This is a genomic window from Sorangium sp. So ce726, from assembly GCF_051521405.1.
In the GTDB taxonomy this organism is placed as follows: domain Bacteria; phylum Myxococcota_A; class Polyangia; order Polyangiales; family Polyangiaceae; genus Sorangium.
Genome location: NZ_CP150349.1, coordinates 10,401,891 through 10,417,743, shown reverse-complemented (window position 1 = coordinate 10,417,743; position 15,853 = coordinate 10,401,891). Strand labels below are relative to the sequence as shown.

The following is a 15,853-nucleotide window of genomic DNA, read 5'->3' as shown; positions in this document are numbered from 1 at the left end:
GCGGAATGTTCGGCTCGGCGGCCCACTGGGCTGACGAGCCGCCGAGCAGTTCGTGCATGCGCTGCCCTCGTCGGTGACGCCGTTGCAGTTGTCGTCGACGCCGTTCCACGACTCCGACGGGCCCGGCATGCAGGCGGGCGCCGCCCGTTCCGGCACCAGCTGACGTTCGTCTGACAGACGCCGATGCCGGAGGTGACGGCGGGATCTACTTGTCGACGGCGCCGTCGCAGTTGTTGTCCTTCTCGTAGCAGAACTCGGGCCCGGGCATCACCTGGCCGAGGCACTCGGTGTACGCAGTCCCCACATCTTTGCAGACCTGGACGTCCCCGTTGCAGGTCGCCACGCCGGCGGTGCCCGTGGGGCCCGCGTAGCAGGGTACGGCGGTGGTCGGGGCGCAGACGCAGCCTGGGCCGTCCTCGTTCCTCCGGCCGTCTAGTTCTGGGAGAGGCAGAACACAGGACCTCGTGACTGCGGCGCACGGCAGCCGGAGATCGCCTCTCGCACCGCGTCAGTGAGCCGCCGCGCGCCGCTCGGGCCGCGCGTTCCACACCCGCGTCGCCAGCGCGAAGCCGACGAGGGCGACCGGGAGCATGGCCATCGGCCATGGCATCCAGTTCCCCGGGTCCTTCGCCGCGTCGCCCGAGGGCAGGATGCTCCCGTAGAGAAACGACTGCGTCGCCGTGCCCAGGTAGACGAAGCCGTCGATGATGCCAGTCGCGACGCCGGCGTTCTTCCTTCCGCCAAAGTCCATGCTCGCGGTCCCGGACAGCATGCCGTGGACGCCGATCACGCAGAGGGACATGAACACGACGGTCCACCCGGCGATGGGGAGGCTCAGCGTGAAGAGGACGATGACCGTGCCGAGCACGAGGCCTGTATACAGCACCGAGGCCACCGGGCCGCGGCGCGACTCGAAGACATGATCGGAGATGAAGCCGGCGAACACGCCGCCGAGGATGCCGGCGATGCAGAGGAGCACGCCCCAGTGCGCCGAAACGAAGCCCTTGAGTCCAGTCTTGTCGGCGAAGACAAGATACCATTTCATGACGGCGTTGCGGAGAAATCCGCTGCAGAACTCGATAGCGACGATGATCCAGATGACCCGCTGCGAGAACATGCGCCGCGCGACCGCGATTGCCCCCAGGCGCTCACCGGTGTCGCCCGAGGAGGCGTCGGCCGTGTCGAAGTCCTGGAATCCCGCCTGGCCCGGCGTATCGCGGATGAGGAAGACGTCGAGCGCCAGGAACCCGAGCAGCAGCAGGGCGGGGACATGGAACACCCACGGCATCGGCAGGTGTTTGGCGATGAATCGACTCCAGTCGTAGGCGAAGTAGAGCCCGAGCGAGATCAGGATACCAAAGACGCCGCCGAGCATCCCGCGCTCGCGGACGTGGAACCAGGGCGCGTTCACCTTGACGATGGATACGGCGCCGAAGCTCTGGAAGTACATGTTGGCGGAGAAGAGCACCGTCATCGCGGTGATGGCGGTGCTGTGGTCGAGCTGCCCTTCCTGAGCGAGGCGGACGGCCACGCCCATCAGGACGTTCATGAGGGCGGATCCGCCCGCGGCGAGCAGGATGGTGGTGCGCCCGCCCCACCGGTCGGTGAGCGGCCCGTTCAGCAGGAAGGCGACCCCATAAACGGCCGAGCCCCACCCGTCGATGTTCCCGAACTCCTGCTTGCTGACGAGGTGCAGCGCGTCGAGCTCCGGTGCGTTGGCGGAGAGGTTGTACCGCCCCATGTAGAGGAAGGCGTACGTGAGCCCGAGCGGAAACCAGTTGAAGAACCGCCGGCGCCGGAACTCCTCCGAGTGCCCGAGATCGATCTTCGGCAGCCGCCGCATGACGACCGCGATGGCCGCGAGCAGGAGCAGGATCGGCAGCAGCTGATTGAGCCACGCAGGCATCGACGCCCTTCGACGATAATGGCCCTCTGCACGAGCGGCCATGCCTTCGCGCTTCCCCCGTTCGCCCGCTCGCCCGAACTCCGTCCGTGAGGTCGCAGCGCGTGCAGTGACGTGTTGCTGTCCTGAGAGCTACCCGCGGGAGCCGCGGTCAGCTGCCGTGGCGTCGGTCCGCTTTCCTGCGAGCCACCAGCGGGAGCCTTGGTCAGCTGCCGGAAGAGACATCGTTCGCTGTCCTGGAGAGCTGCCGGAGGGGGCAGGGAGCGCGTGCGGCGCGCGTGGGGACGGGCCGTTGTCCGAGCATACCCAGCCGGTGAATCGCCCGATCAAGGGCGGTTCACCGGCCATGCGAGTTCGGCGGGGCCCCACGCGCGCCGCACGCGCTCCCTGCCCCCTCCGGCAGCCCCTGCAGTCTCCAGGGGGCCCCTTCCGAGCCCCCTCCAGGATCACCCCCCCCGCCCGCGGAAGATCGCGTGGCGGAAGAAGTTGATCTGGCTCTTCGCGAACTCCTTCGCCGCGTCCAGCCGGTCCCCTTCGCGCGACGAGCTGCGGATCAGCAGCTCCCCGTTCTCGTAGAGCTCCCGCGTCTTGCTCCGCTGGAGCTTCCCGCTCGAGGTCTTCGGCAGAATGCCCGCCCCCACCGCCACCACGTCATCGACGGTGAGCCCCATGGCCTGCTGGACGACGCGCCGCACCTCGCCCTTCAGCGCCTGCTTCTCCTGCTCGTCCGACGCCGGCGTCTCGAAGACGATGACCACGCGCTCGCGGTCGTTGTGCGGCTTCATCGTCCCGAACGCGATCACGTTGCCCTTCCGGACCCCGGAGACGCGGCTCGCCTCCCACTCGAGATCCTGCGGGTAGTAGTTGCGCCCGTTGACGATGATGACCTCCTTCGAGCGCCCGCAGATATAGACCTTGCCCTCCGCGAGGTACCCGAGATCGCCGGTCCGCAGCCAGCCGCCCGCGAACGCTTCCTTCGTGAGATCCGGATCGTTGAAATAGCCGGGCATCACGCTCGGGCCCCGCAGCCGGAGCTCCCCGACCTCGCGATCGCCGAGCGGGCGGGCGCTCTCCGCGTCGTCCGACGCGAAGGCCGCGATCTCGTGCCCCTCGAACGCCGACCCGCACTGCACGAGCGACGACGCGCCCTCGCCCTCGGCCGGGACGGGCGTCGCCTTGCCCTCCTTCCAGAGCGTCTCGCCGTCCACCGCGTCGGTCTGCAGCCCGGCCCCGAGCGCGCTGAACGACACCGCCAGCGTGCTCTCGGCCATCCCGTACGAGCAGACGAACGCCTTCTCGTCGAAGCCGACCGGCGCGAACTTCTCGGCGAACGCGCGCAGGTTGTCGGCCCGGATCGGCTCGGCGCCGCACCCGGCGACCCGCCACGTCGAGAGATCCAGCCCCGCCATCTCCTGCTCTCGGATCCGCTTCACGCAGAGCGCATAGGCGAAGTTCGGGCCGAACGACACGTTGCCCCGGTGGCGCGTGATCGTCTCCAGCCAGCGCACCGGGCGCTTCAGGAACAGGAGCGGCGGCAGGAACGTGATCGTGTTGACGTAGTAGAGCGGGGCGATCACGAAGCCGATGAGCCCCATGTCGTGGTAGAGCGGCAACCACGACACGCCCGTATCGACCGACTCGCGCACCGCCAGGCCGAGATCCACGATCGCCCGCACGTTGGCCGCCAGGTTCGCGTGCGTGAGCACCACGCCCTTCGGCCGCGACGTCGAGCCGCTCGTGAACTGGAGGAAGCACACGTCGTCGAGCTCGACCTTGACCGGCTTGAGCTCCTCGCGGGCGCCCCGGAGGCCCTCCACCGCCACGATCTGCTCGAGCTCCGGCGCCTGCGCCTGGATCGTGCCGAGCATCCGCTTGATCTCGCCGCTGGTGAGCAGCACCTTGGCGCCGCTCTTCGCGACGATGTGCAGCGTGTTCTCGAGGTAGCCGGTCAGCTTGCCGAGGCCGGTCGGCGGGTAGATGGGCACCGGGATGACGCCCGCGCGGATCGCGCCCAGGAAGGCGAAGATGAAATCGGCGTTGTCCGGCAGGATCAACGCGACGCGATCGCCCTTGTGGAGCCCGAGCGCCTGGAGCGCGCCGCCGAAGCGCGCGCTGGCCCGCTCGATGCCCCCATGCGTGAAGAACGGCTCGTTCTCGCTCGACTCCTCGATGAAGCGATAGCCCGTCTTCGTGCTCGCCGCTGCGTCCTCGATCGCCTGCGCGACCGTCCGCGGTTTCCAAACAGCCGTCATCCCGAGAGCCTTCCTTCGTTCTTGAGCCGGAGCTCGATGGCCTTGACGACGTCGGCGACCGTGTCGACCTCGCGCAACATGTCGTCGGGGATCGAGAGGTCGAACTTATCCTCCATATCCGCGACGATCTCCATCACTCCCAGCGAGTCGAGGCTGAGGTCGGCGACGAGGTGGCTCGACTCCTCGATCTTTACCTCGCCGGCCGTGTGTCCTTCCAGGAGCTGGATGATCTCTGCCCGCAACGTCTCCCGTGTCCACGTCATCCTACGTTCCTACCCCAACTGCGGCGTGGCGAGGAGGGGCTTGCTCGGCCGCAAGGCCGCGGGAATTCGGCGTCGCACCCCCTGACCCGACGATCGCGCGTGCATCAGGGACGGGCGGCGTCGACGATCTCGCGCAGCCGATTGAGCCCCTCGAGCGCCCGCGCGCCGTACCACATGAGGTCCTTGCCGTCGCACCTGATCACGTGGCCACGGCGGGCAGCGGGGATGTCGAGGGAGCGAAATATTGCCGCGTCGGCGTCGGTGAAGGCGTGCGGCTCATCGGGCAGCAGGACGAGCTCCGGGGCGCGGGCGATCACCTCGTCGAGGGTCACGCGGGGGTAGCGGAGGTCGCGGCCCTGGACGCGCTCGGGGGGCAGCGGCGGCGCCTTGCCCAGGTCGGCCGCGAGCGGGTAGCGCCGGGCCCGATCCTCGAAGACGTTCTGCGCGCCCACGAGATCGAGCACGTCGGAGATGAACGTGTCGCCGTGGACGGTCATCAGCGGGTCCATCCAGATCGGGACGAAGGCGCGGATCGGCGGGCGCTCGCGGCGCTGCGCCTCGGCCGCGGCGTGGGCGCGGTAGGCGGCCGCGACCTGCTCGCGCGCTGCGGCCGGCGGCGGCTGGCCCGGGGCGCCGTGCTCCACGTACGCCGAGGGCGCGGGCGCGCCGGGCTTCGCCGCGGCGTGCCCGAGCAGGCGCGCCAGCCGGGCGAGGTGCGCCACGCCGTCGGCGACCCGCTTCGGGAACGAGACGAGCACCCGGAGCCCCGCGGCGTCGAGGCGCTCGATGTCGCGCTTGCTGTTCTCCTCCTGGTTCGCGACGACGACGTCGGGGTCGAGCGCGGCGATGCGGTCGACGTCGGCGTCCTTCGTGCCGCCGACGAGCTCGATGCCCTCGACGTCCTCCGCGGGCGCGACGCAGTAGCGGGTGCGGCCGACGAGCAGATCCCGGGCGCCGAGCCGGAGGAGCGAGTAGGTGTCGCTCGGGACGAGCGAGACGATGCGCCGTGGAGGGGAGCGCCACTCGTGCTTGCGCCCCCGGTCGTCGATGATGCGGATGAACGACCCGGCAAAGGCCGGTCCCCAGCCTGCGCTGAACGCCATGCGCCCGATGTAGCCCGCCGCCGCGCGCGCTGCACGTGAACTGCGCTGCGCCGCGCCTCCGCTGCGCGGCGCAGGGCCTGAACAGCGCGGCGTCCACTTAGTTGGCCCACCCGGGCGAAGTCTGCGACGACGGCTCGTGCAGATCGATCGCCTCGATGTGCGTCGCGGAGGCACGCTCCCGTACCCGCCTTCCGGCCTGCCCGCTCTCCCCCTCGGCGCCGCGCGCGAGGAGACACCCCGCCGCCGGGCGGCGCCCCGCGGAGGGCGGCTGCTGCCGTGCCAGATCGGCCGCTACACGCTGTTCGATCACATCGGCCAGGGAGGGATGGCCGATCTCTACCTGGCCCGGGTGCGCACGGACCTCGGCGCCGCGCGCCTCGTCGCCATCAAGGAGGTCGCCCCGAAGTTCGCGCACGACCCGCGCTTCGTCGAGATGCTCGCGAGCGAGGCCAGGCTCGCGGCGGGGCTGCGCCACGCGTCCATCGTGCAGGTCGAGGACCTCTGCCGCGAGGACGGCTCGCTCTTCATCGCGATGGAGTACGTCGAGGGCCTCGACCTGCGCGAGCTGCTCCGCCGCTGCGCGCGCCAGAAGGTGAAGTTCCCTGTCGCGTTCTCGCTGCTGATCATCGCCGAGGCGCTCCAGGCGCTCGCGTACGCCCACCGGAAGGGCGTCGTGCACCGCGACGTCTCGCCGTCGAACGTGCTCCTGAGCTTCGATGGCGAGATCAAGCTCTGCGACTTCGGCATCGCCCGCGCGCACGAGCGCTGCGGAACCATGGACGAGGCGCTGCAGGGCAAGGCCGGCTACATGAGCCCCGAGCAGGCCCGGGGCGACGCGCTCGACGCGCGCTCCGACGTCTTCGCGGCGGGCATCCTGCTCTGGGAGCTGCTCGCCGGCCGGCGCATGTACAGCGTGAGCCCCGGCGCTGCGCTCTCCAAGGAAGCGGCGCGGGGCGATCTGCTCGAGCTCGCGAGGCGCGCGTCGATCCCGCCGCTCGTGGAGCGCGGGCTCCCCGACGAGGCGGCGCTCCACGCGATCGTGGCGCGGGCGCTCGCGGTCGCGCCCGACGAGCGCTACCCCAGCGCGGCAGCGATGTTCCAGGACATTGTCGCCTATGCGGCGGCGGCCGAGCTGACGGCCAGCCCGCTGCGCTTCGGGGCGTGGCTGCGGGACAACTTTGGCACGGAGCTGGTCGCGCCCCGCCGGGCGCGCGAGCGCGCGGTGCGCGCGCTGGAGCTCGGTCCGCCTGTGGTGATCGAGCCGATCGCGACCGCGGCCATCGCGCCGGGCGCGACGGGGGCCGTCGCGCCGAACGCGCTGGAGGCCGTCGCGCCGCGCGCGACGGATGCGCCGGTGGCGATGGCGGCGGCAGCGCCGACGGCGATGACCGCCGGCGCGCAGCGCGCCTTGTCTGCATCGCAGGCTGCAGCTGAGCCGATGTTGCCCTGGGCGGACGCGCAGCCCCTGTTCGCTCGATCGCGGCGTGCGCTCGTTCCCCTGCTCGTGCTGCTCGCCCTCGTCGCACTGTGCGTTGCAGTCGGCTGGTATCTCGCGGCGCGCTAGCGCTCGCGACGTGAGGGAGCCACCCCGACTCCCGAGCAGCGCGGGTCGGCGCGGCGCGACTCCCGGCCGGCGCAATTCGCATCTGCAATGGTGCGATACCGAAATTTCAGATTCGCAACCGGCGACTGCCTCATCTGGAACGAAATACGTTCGAATCGCGAACTCCGCGGATGGCATGGACGGTGCTCTATGTCCGGCCAGCGCTGCCGGCGCGGCCTTCCCCCCCCCGAGGCCCCGGCGGCGCTTTTTTTTTGGAGTCTTTCCTTTCCGAGCCCGGCGCGGGCGCCCGCGCACGCCCCGCCTTCCTCGTCCTGGGCGGCGTTCTCTGGTATCTCGCCCGTGCCGCGCCGCGCGCGGCCCTCTCCCGGAGCGATGCCCCTCCTCGCCGACGTCGCGGTGCCCGTCCCGCTCTCGCAGGCCTTCACCTACGAGGTCCCCGCTGCGCTCGCCGCTGAGGTGCGGCCGGGGGCGCGTGTCCTCTGCGAGTTCCATCGGCGCAAGCTGCTCGGCGTCGTGCTCGCCGTCAGCGAGCGCAGCGCGGCCATCGATCCGTCCAAGATCAAGCCGCTCGCGGCGCTCGTCGACGCGCGCCCGGCGCTGCCAGCGGAGCTGCTCGCCTTCCTGCAGGAGCTCGCCGCCTATTACTTCGCGCCGATCGGCGAGGTGCTCCGCCTCGCGCTGCCGGCGATCGAGCGCGAGCAGGTGCGCGCGCTCAAGGCCCAGGGGGAGCTCGGCGGCGTCCTCGACCTCGGCCGCGCCAAGCAGGTCGGCGGTCGCAAGGTCGCGTACGCGAGCGCGACCGACGTGGTCGAGGAGCCCGGCACGCTCCGCGGGCAGGCCGCGGCGGTGCTCGCGCTGCTCCGGGCGAACGGCGAGCAGCCGGTCGCGCGGATCGAGGAGCGCTTCGGCAACGCGCGCAGCGCCCTGAAGAAGCTCGCCGAGCGCAACCTCGTCACCCTGGACGAGCGCGAGCCGCCGCGCGACCCGTTCTTCCGCCGCGCCGAGGAGCGCGACGTGCCCCCCGAGCTCAACGCGGCGCAGGCCGAGGCCGCGGCGCGCATCGACGCGGCGCTCGCGGCGCTGCCCGCGCCGTCCGGGGGAGGGGAGCACCCCGCGATCGCCGGGCAGGAGCCGCGGCCAGCCGGTCAGGAACCGCGGCCGAGCGCGTTCCTGCTCTTCGGCGTGACCGGCTCCGGCAAGACCGAGGTGTACCTGCGCGCCATCAAGAGCTGCCTCGACCGGGGCCGCGGCGCGCTCGTCATGGTGCCGGAGATCGCCCTCACCCCGCAGCTCGTCGCGCGCTTCCGCGCCCGCTTCGGCGACGAGCTCGCCGTGCTGCACAGCGGGCTGAGCGACGCCGATCGCCACGCGATGTGGGCGAGCCTCCACGTCGGCAAGGTGCGCGTCGCCATCGGGGCGCGCTCCGCGCTGTTCGCGCCGGTGCCGGACCTCGGCCTCATCCTCGTCGATGAGGAGCACGACGGCTCGTTCAAGCAGGAGGAGGGCGTGCGTTACCACGCGCGCGACATGGCGCTGCTCCGCGCCCACCGCGCGGGGGCGGTGTGCGTGCTCGGCTCCGCGACCCCTTCCATCGAGTCCGTCGCGCTCGTGCGCCGCGGCAAGCTCGCCGAGCTGCGCCTGCCGGACCGCGCGCACCGCGAGGCCAGCCTCCCCGAGGTCTCCCTCGTCGATCTCCGCCGCTTCGGCGCTGGCCCCTCGGGCGATCCGCTGATCTCCTTGCCGCTGCACCGCGCGCTCGAGAAGACGCTCGCGGCGAAGGAGCAGGCGATCCTCTTCCTGAACCGCCGCGGCTTCGCGCCGAGCGTCGTCTGTGGCTCGTGCGGGACGCTGACCACGTGCGACGCCTGCTCGGTCGCGCTGACGTACCACCGCGGGCGGCGCCGCGACGCGCGCCCGCCTTCGCCGGGCGGCGCGCTCGCGCCGGATGCGCCGCTCGACGAGCGGCCGGAGGGGGGGCGGCTGCGCTGCCACTACTGCGACTACGCGGGGCCGCTGCCGGACCGCTGCAGCTCGTGCGGCGCGCGGAACCTGCTGCTCGAGGGGCTCGGCACCGAGCGGCTCGAGGCCACGATCGCCGGCTCGTTCCCGGAGGCGCGCGTGGCGCGCCTCGATCGCGACGTCGCCGGCAAGGATCGCTCGCAGGCGATCCTGGCGAAGATGCGCGAGGGCAAGATCGACATCCTCGTCGGCACGCAGATGGTCACGAAGGGCCATGACCTGCCCAACGTGACCCTGGTCGGCGTGGTGAACGCCGACGCCGCGCTCGGGCTGCCCGACTTCCGCGCGTCCGAGCGCGGCTTCCAGCTGCTCGTGCAGGTGGCCGGGCGCGCGGGGCGGCGCGACCGCCCCGGCCGGGTGCTCATCCAGACGCGCAACCCCGAGCACCCGGCCATCGCGTTCGCCGCGGCGCACGACGTGCCTGGCTTTCTCGAGCGGGAGATCCGCGACCGCGAGGAGGTGGGTTATCCGCCCGCCACGCGCCTCGCGCTGCTCCGGATCGACGCGGTCGACGAAGGCGTGGGGCGCGGCGCTGCGGCGAAGCTCGCGGCCCACGCCCGCACCTGCCCCGAAGGGGTCGCCCGGCGCGTCGAGGTGCTCGGCCCGTCGGCGGCGCCGATCGCGCGCCTGCGCGGGCGCTACCGGTTCCGGGTGCTCCTCCGGGCGCGCGATCGCGGTCCGCTCCGTGGGGCGCTCGCGGCGCTGTCCGGGCTGATACGGGATGGCCTTGATCGGAACGCCCGCGTGATCATCGACGTGGATCCGGTCGCCATGCTGTGACCGGCGATCCGCCTGGAGACGGGCGCGCTCGCTGCGCCCGCGGCGCTCTTATCCATGCGCGGGGAGGCCAGGCGCGGTGAGCTCGCCGAGCTCGTCGCGCGACGCGCGCGAGAGCCGCTCGAACTCCACGCCCAGCCAGTCGAGGAACGCCGCGTCCCACGTCGGCCCTTCCGGGCGGGAGGCGATCGCCTCGGCGAGCTCACGGTCCCAGCGGCCGTAGACGTCCCGGAGGAGCGCGTGCGCCCGGCGGCTCTCGGCGGACGCAGGATCCGCCTGGCCGTCCGTGCGCTCGGCGAAGGCGTCCTCGCAGAGGAAGTAATTGCATGTCGCGGCCCGCCGCTCGGCGGCGACGGTGCAGCCGCGCGCGCCGTGATAGACGCACTTCGATTGCCGGGGGGCCGTGCGCTCCTCGCGCTTGCGCACGCGCCGGAGCTCGAGTCCGCGGCTCACGGGGAGCAGGTTGCCTGCGGCGATCTGCTCGAGCAGCCAGCCACGGCCGTCGAGGGCGACGATGCGCCCGATGTCCGTCCAGTCGAGCTCGGGCGGGCTGACGCAGCACCCCGCGGGGCCCTGCGGGCACTGGGCGCACAGCGTCGAGTGCAGCCGGGTGTGCTCTCCTGAAAGCTCCAGACGGATCATCGAACCCCTTGCCGTCCCCCGAAGGGGCCGAGACACGCGCTCGATACAGCGCACATCCTGCCAGTGAACGCGCCAGGAATGACAGAAGCGCCCCGCGGCTGCAACCGACGCAACCGACGCAACCATCGCTGACCGCGCCTCGACCCGAGCGGCGGCCAAGCGCCCCTCCTCGCCGGCATAGCGATCGAGAAGCGCGAGAACTCGCACTCCCGGGCGCTCTTGGAGGAGCTGAATCAGTTATAGTAAGTAAACGACATCGACGCGCGTCCACGCGCGAATGCAGGGAGAAACGTGCGATCGTCCTTTTCCGGCCGCGGCGGGAGTTGATAGGCTGCGCCGGCCATGAGCGATGCGCTTCCCAAGGAGGTCGGTCGAGCCATTCGCGTGCTCCGGCAGCTGCACGGGCTCACTTACGCCGAGTTCGCCGAGAAAGCGCGCCTCTCGGCGACCTACCTGCGGCAGGTCGAGCGCGGCGAACGCGATCTCGGGCTCGGCGCGCTGGCGCTCATCGCACAGGGGCTCAACTGCGATGCTCGGCTCCTCCTGCCCGGCGACGGGAGGAGCCCGGTCTCCGCGGTCGTCGCCGATCGCTTCGATCGCGCGCCCGAGGCTCTCCAGGAGGCGCTCCTCTTCCTCTTGATCGAGCCCGACGACTCGCCGAAGAAGCAGGCCATCCTCGCGCTCATCAACGAGGATCCGGAGCGCGCGCGGCTCCGCTCGCGGCCTCGGTCGGAGGAGCGAGGGTCGCGCGGCTCCGCCCCCTCGTCATCGAACCGGCGCGGGCGATGAACCCCTGAGCCCTCACGTCCCCGCGGACCAGCCCGCGACGCGAGGTGACCCAGCGCCGGATTCCGGCCGGCCACCGCCCCGCGGCTCTGCTCCGGGCATCGACGCGAGGCGCCGCGTGGCCAGCTGCTGAAACGCGGCCAGCGCTCGGCTCCGCCGCTTGTACGCCGTCGAGAGGGGGATTCCGGCCCGGCTCGCGAAGTCCGCCATGGGGACGCCCTCGATGTCGTGGGCCATGAGGATCGCGCCGAACTCGGCGTCGAGCTCGCGCAGGACCGCGAGCACGAAGAGGCGATCGCACTCCGAGATGATCTGCTCCTCGGCCGAGGGCTCGTCGAGCTCTGCGTCGAAGTCGTCGGGCAACGGATCCTCCCTCCGGCGCCGCTCGCGCAGCCCGTAGTGGGATGCGGCGTGGACCGCGATCTTGTTCAGCCAGCGGTCGGACGGCCCGAGATCCGGATCGTAGTTCCCGAAGCTCTCATGCGCCGCGAGCATCACGTTCTGGGCGATGTCCCAGCGATCCCGGCGCGGAACCCCCAGGAGGCGAAGCCATCGGCGCACGAGCACGATCGTTTTCTTGTTGAAGATCCGCCAATAGGCCCCTTCTCTGTCGTTTGGCGGCCCTGAACCGTGGCCTCCACGCCCCGTTCCCGACATCGCGTAACGATCGTTATCACAAGAAACGGAACTTGCAAAAACTGGTCGGGGCGATCACAGGCGAAATTTGATCGAAAAAGTGGTCAGATGTATGCATATGTAGTCGTCTCCTGCGCCGCCCTCCGCGTGCGCGACTGCGCGCATGCAGGCCGAATCGCTCGGGAAAGCGCCGCTCGACGATGGTTCTCGAGGTGTAACGATCGTTCCTCGTCCGAACCTGCTTCTAGGTACCCTGCGGCATCGTCGGCAACGATGGTGCGCCCGCCCGGCTGCTGCGGCGCGATCACCGCGCGGGCGGGCTCGGCGGCGGCCTGGTGCACCGCGGGGGCGGGCGCCTCCTTGCGCGGGCGGACGCCGCCGCTTTCCTCGCTGGACTCCGCTGCATCGCGCCGGTAGACAGGCGGCGCTCGATGCACAGCTTCCATCGAAGGATGCCGGCCCCACGGCGGAGCGGCGCGCCCTGCGGGGGGCGTGTCGCGACCGTCTGCGCGGGCTCTGGCGAGGCGCCCATCGCTCATGTCGGCTGACGCGCGGAAGCCAGGGACGGCGCGCGGCGACGACGCGGCGCCCGCGGCGGGCGATGCGGCAGAGGCCCCGGCGCCGCGCCAGCGGGTCGCCTACTTCGGGCGGCCCGGGACGTTCAGCCACGAGGTCGCGTCCCGGCGCTTCGGCGCGAGCGCGGACCTCACGCCCCGGCGCACCATCTCGGAGGTGTTCGACGCCGTGGCCGGCGGCGCGGCGACCTACGGCGTCGTGCCGATCGAGAACGCGGTGGGCGGCCCGATCTACGACACCGTCGATCAGCTGATCCGCCGCGAGGGCACGGGCGCCGCGCTCGTCGTGTGCGAGGAGCTCTCGCTGCACGTCACGCTGTCGCTCCTCGGCAGGGCGGGCGTGGCGCCGAAGCGCATCTATTCGCACTTCGTTCCGCTCAAGCACTGCGGCGACTGGCTGCGCGAGACCTACCCTGACGCGCAGATCCTCGAGGCCGAGAGCACCGCCGAGGCGGTCGAGCGCGCGGCGCAGGACGGCGAGGCCTGCGCGATCGGCAACAAGGGCGCGGCGGCCATCTACAAGCTGGAGATCCTCGTGCCGAAGCTCGGCGCGAAGGGCGAGAACATCACGCGCTTCTTCATCGTCGGAAAGGCCGCGGAGCCGCCGGCCTCGGGGGGGCGGACGCTGCTCCTGTTCGGGCTGGACCACCGCCCGGGCGCCCTGGTCGCGGCGCTCTCCGCGCTCGGGAGACACCACATCAACCTCACGCGCATCGTCTCTCGCGCGCTGCCGGACAGCCCTGAAGAGTACCTCTTCCTCGTCGAGTGCGAGGGCAGCACGGAGGAGCCTGCGTTCAAGGAAGCCCTCGCGCTGCTCGAGCAGCACGCGACGGGCGTACGCTCGCTCGGCTCGTTCCGCGTCAGCCAGAAGTACGAGTAGGCGCAGAAGTACGAGTAGGCGCCCCGCGTCGACCCGATGATGATCGCCGCCGATCCGCGCGGTCATCGGACGTACGGGCCGCGCGGCGCGGCCGGGACGTCCGATGACCGCGAGTCCACCGCGGTGGACGCGCGCCGGCCGCTCGTTGCGTAGGCGCCCCCACGCGCGGGGACAACAACACCGCTGCGAAGCTGGGAATATCTTCGCGCGGGGTATCCCGCGTGACTCATGCGCTCTTTTCAATAACCAGTTACCCCTCGCCTGTGACTAGAACGCTCGACAGGTGCGGTCTCGCACTCCTCAATAGGCAGGGTGTCATGGATCTACATTGGCGATGGCTCTTCGTGGTGGTGCCGGCGCTCATGGGTTCTCTGGAAGCGTGTGATGTGGACCCATGGGAATCGGAGTTGACGGTCGACAGCGAGATGCAGAGCGGCGGGGCGAGCCAGAAGCGCGTCCCCGTCGGCGCGAGCTGCGGCTGCGATGCGGACTGCGACGGCGAGGCGGCCGTCTGCATGCTCGGCATCTGCATGCAGCGCGCGGAGGGGCTGTGTACGGCGCCGAACAGCGAGCAGGGCTGCGCGCCGGGCGCTCGCTGCTTCAACACGGACATCCTGACCGACTCGGGGGTGTGTTATCCCCTCTATGATCCAGAGACCTGCGATGGCGTGCAGAACCGTCATGGCCTGTGCTCTCCTCGGCGCGGCGACGGGTGCAACGCGGCCTGCGGCGCGGCGTGCGCGGCGGACACGGTCGGCGCCGGGGAGATCGGCGCGGCCTGCGACGCCGACGAGGCGTGCTCGCTGCGCGGCGCGACCTGTTATCGTGACGAGGACCGCTCGGCGCCGAACGGCTGGGTGGAGGGGTACTGCCTCGCCTTCGACTGCGAGAGCGATGACCAGTGCGGGCCGGGCGCGGGCTGCTTCCCCGCGGCGGAGGGCGGCTCGCCCGTGTGCATGAACACCTGCGGCAGCGATCTCGACTGCCGGCCTGGCTACGTCTGTCACACCGTCGACGGCGAGGGCAGGTCGGCCTGCTACGCCGGCTGCGACGCCGCGTCGACCTGCCCGGAGGGCACGACCTGCCTCGGGGAGCTCTGCGTATCGGACGATGTCGCGTGCTCACCCGACGTCCCGTCCGGCTGGTGTCCGGAGGGCAGCTCCTGCGATGGCGGCGAGTGCCGCAAGGGCCCCTCCGCCTGCGGCGGCGAGGGCGACGCCCTCGAGCCCAACGACGACCTGGGAGGAGCGGTGATCGCGCCCATGGGCGTCACGAACGAGCTCACCCTCTGCGAGGGGGACGAGGACTGGTTCAAGATCGTGGTGCCGGAGCGGACCATCGTCCGCGTGGGCATCCGGTTCCGTCAGGACGCCGGGGACATCGATCTGGTGGTCTATGACGGCGTGGGCCGCCTGCTCGGCTCGCGCGATGGATCGCAGTACCCGTACTCGTACCGCGATCAGGAGACGGACACCGAGTTCTACGGGTTCTACTCCGAGCGGGGTGGTGCCGAGTACTTCGTCCGGGTCGTCGGCTACGACGGCGCGCAGAACGTCTATGGCCTGGACGTGACGTCGACTCCGTATGTCGATGGCCCGAGCTGCGTGGACGCCGGCTTCTCGCTCGACGAGTGCGCCGGCTTCGGCGAGCGCGGCGGCGGGCTCTTGCCGTTCCCGTTCCCCGACCCCGACGACTCGGTGGTCGGCGGCGGTTACATCTGGGAGACGTTCAGCAATTACCGCTTTGCCCGGCGCGAGCTCATCATGCTCGTCCGGGACGCCCTCGCCGAGACGATGCACGCGTTCCCAGGCACGACGCCGCTCTCGCTGATCGACGTCTGCCAGATCAACGGCGTTACGCCCGGCTACGACATCGACAGCCCGCGTCACCCCGAGTCGACGCACGACCAGGGGGGCAACATCGACATCGCCTATTTCCAGACCGACGGCTCGAACGATGGGCAGATCATCTGCGGAGACGGGTCGAAGCACGAGGATGGGTATTGCTCTTCGGCGGCGAAGCGGAAGCACATCGTCGACCTCGAGCGGGAGGCGTTCTTCATGGCCAGGCTGTTCCGCTCGCCCCGCACGCGCGTCGTCGGCGTGGACAAGGTCATCGCGCCGTTCCTGTCGAGGACCGCGGCCAGGCTGAACGCTCTTCCGGCGCGGGATCGGCGGAAGATCACCGACGACGAGCTCGCGAGCTTCTCGGACCGGATGGCGTACGGCGAGGGGTGGCCCTATCACCATCACCACATCCACCTCAGCATGGACTGGTGGCCGAGGAAGGCCACGGCCGGCGGCGGCACGCCGGAGGCGTCGTTCGCGGCGCCGCCCGCCATCCATCGTTCCCCCGCGCTCGCGGCCGAGCAGCGGATGGTGTGGCCACCGCGGCCTGCGGTCGTGCGGTGAACGACTAGCTCTCTCCGTTCGGTCGCGCCGCCCGGCGGACCG

12 protein-coding genes are annotated in these 15,853 nt (G+C 71.1%); 5 read left to right on the top strand and 7 right to left on the bottom strand.

What is annotated here, in order from left to right:
• Nucleotides 1-205 precede the first annotated feature (205 nt).
• The 5 genes from WME79_RS38755 to WME79_RS38735 all read right to left on the bottom strand — a co-directional run bounded on the left by WME79_RS38755 (nucleotide 206) and on the right by WME79_RS38735 (nucleotide 5,521).
• The gene (locus tag WME79_RS38755; RefSeq protein ID WP_437525463.1) at nucleotides 206-343 is read right to left on the bottom strand and encodes a hypothetical protein; all 138 of its coding nucleotides are present in this window, start codon (nucleotides 341-343) and stop codon (nucleotides 206-208) included.
• A gap of 165 nt (nucleotides 344-508) precedes the next feature.
• On the bottom strand, nucleotides 509-1,906 hold the full coding sequence (locus WME79_RS38750; protein ID WP_437525462.1) for an MFS transporter: 1,398 nt from the start codon (nucleotides 1,904-1,906) through the stop codon (nucleotides 509-511).
• A 443-nt stretch (nucleotides 1,907-2,349) separates the two neighbouring features.
• Nucleotides 2,350-4,155, bottom strand: coding sequence for a fatty acyl-AMP ligase (locus WME79_RS38745; RefSeq protein ID WP_437525461.1), 1,806 nt, complete (start codon nucleotides 4,153-4,155; stop codon nucleotides 2,350-2,352).
• Nucleotides 4,152-4,418 (bottom strand): acyl carrier protein, encoded by a 267-nt coding sequence (locus tag WME79_RS38740; protein WP_012239660.1) that lies wholly within the window; start codon nucleotides 4,416-4,418, stop codon nucleotides 4,152-4,154. Before WME79_RS38740 ends, WME79_RS38745 begins: the two co-directional genes overlap by 4 nt.
• A 104-nt stretch (nucleotides 4,419-4,522) precedes the next feature.
• Nucleotides 4,523-5,521, bottom strand: a complete 999-nt coding sequence (locus WME79_RS38735; RefSeq protein WP_437525460.1) for a helical backbone metal receptor — start codon at nucleotides 5,519-5,521, stop codon at nucleotides 4,523-4,525.
• 136 nt (nucleotides 5,522-5,657) lie between these two features.
• Between WME79_RS38735 and WME79_RS38730 the strand changes: the two genes are divergently transcribed.
• On the top strand, nucleotides 5,658-7,085 hold the full coding sequence (locus tag WME79_RS38730; protein WP_437525459.1) for a serine/threonine-protein kinase: 1,428 nt from the start codon (nucleotides 5,658-5,660) through the stop codon (nucleotides 7,083-7,085).
• A 372-nt stretch (nucleotides 7,086-7,457) separates the two neighbouring features.
• Entirely contained in the window at nucleotides 7,458-9,884 is a 2,427-nt protein-coding gene (gene priA, locus WME79_RS38725) for a replication restart helicase PriA (RefSeq protein ID WP_437525458.1), read from the top strand.
• Between the two features lie 48 nt (nucleotides 9,885-9,932).
• On the opposite strand, the gene WME79_RS38720 is transcribed toward priA, so the two are convergent.
• The gene (locus WME79_RS38720) at nucleotides 9,933-10,523 is read right to left on the bottom strand and encodes a hypothetical protein (RefSeq protein ID WP_437525457.1); all 591 of its coding nucleotides are present in this window, start codon (nucleotides 10,521-10,523) and stop codon (nucleotides 9,933-9,935) included.
• Nucleotides 10,524-10,865: 342 nt separating this feature from the next.
• Between WME79_RS38720 and WME79_RS38715 the strand changes: the two genes are divergently transcribed.
• Complete coding sequence (locus tag WME79_RS38715; RefSeq protein WP_437276749.1) at nucleotides 10,866-11,312, top strand: helix-turn-helix domain-containing protein; 447 nt, start codon at nucleotides 10,866-10,868, stop codon at nucleotides 11,310-11,312.
• Between the two features lie 12 nt (nucleotides 11,313-11,324).
• Here WME79_RS38715 and WME79_RS38710 read toward each other — a convergent pair whose 3' ends face one another.
• Complete coding sequence (locus WME79_RS38710) at nucleotides 11,325-11,870, bottom strand: RNA polymerase sigma factor (protein WP_437525456.1); 546 nt, start codon at nucleotides 11,868-11,870, stop codon at nucleotides 11,325-11,327.
• Between the two features lie 612 nt (nucleotides 11,871-12,482).
• Between WME79_RS38710 and WME79_RS38705 the strand changes: the two genes are divergently transcribed.
• Together WME79_RS38705 and WME79_RS38700 are read left to right on the top strand one after the other, a co-directional pair.
• Nucleotides 12,483-13,400: a prephenate dehydratase gene (locus WME79_RS38705; protein ID WP_437525455.1), complete on the top strand. Its 918-nt coding sequence runs from the start codon at nucleotides 12,483-12,485 to the stop codon at nucleotides 13,398-13,400.
• A 317-nt stretch (nucleotides 13,401-13,717) separates the two neighbouring features.
• Entirely contained in the window at nucleotides 13,718-15,811 is a 2,094-nt protein-coding gene (locus WME79_RS38700; RefSeq protein WP_437525454.1) for a hypothetical protein, read from the top strand.
• The last annotated feature ends 42 nt before the right edge of the window (nucleotides 15,812-15,853 follow it).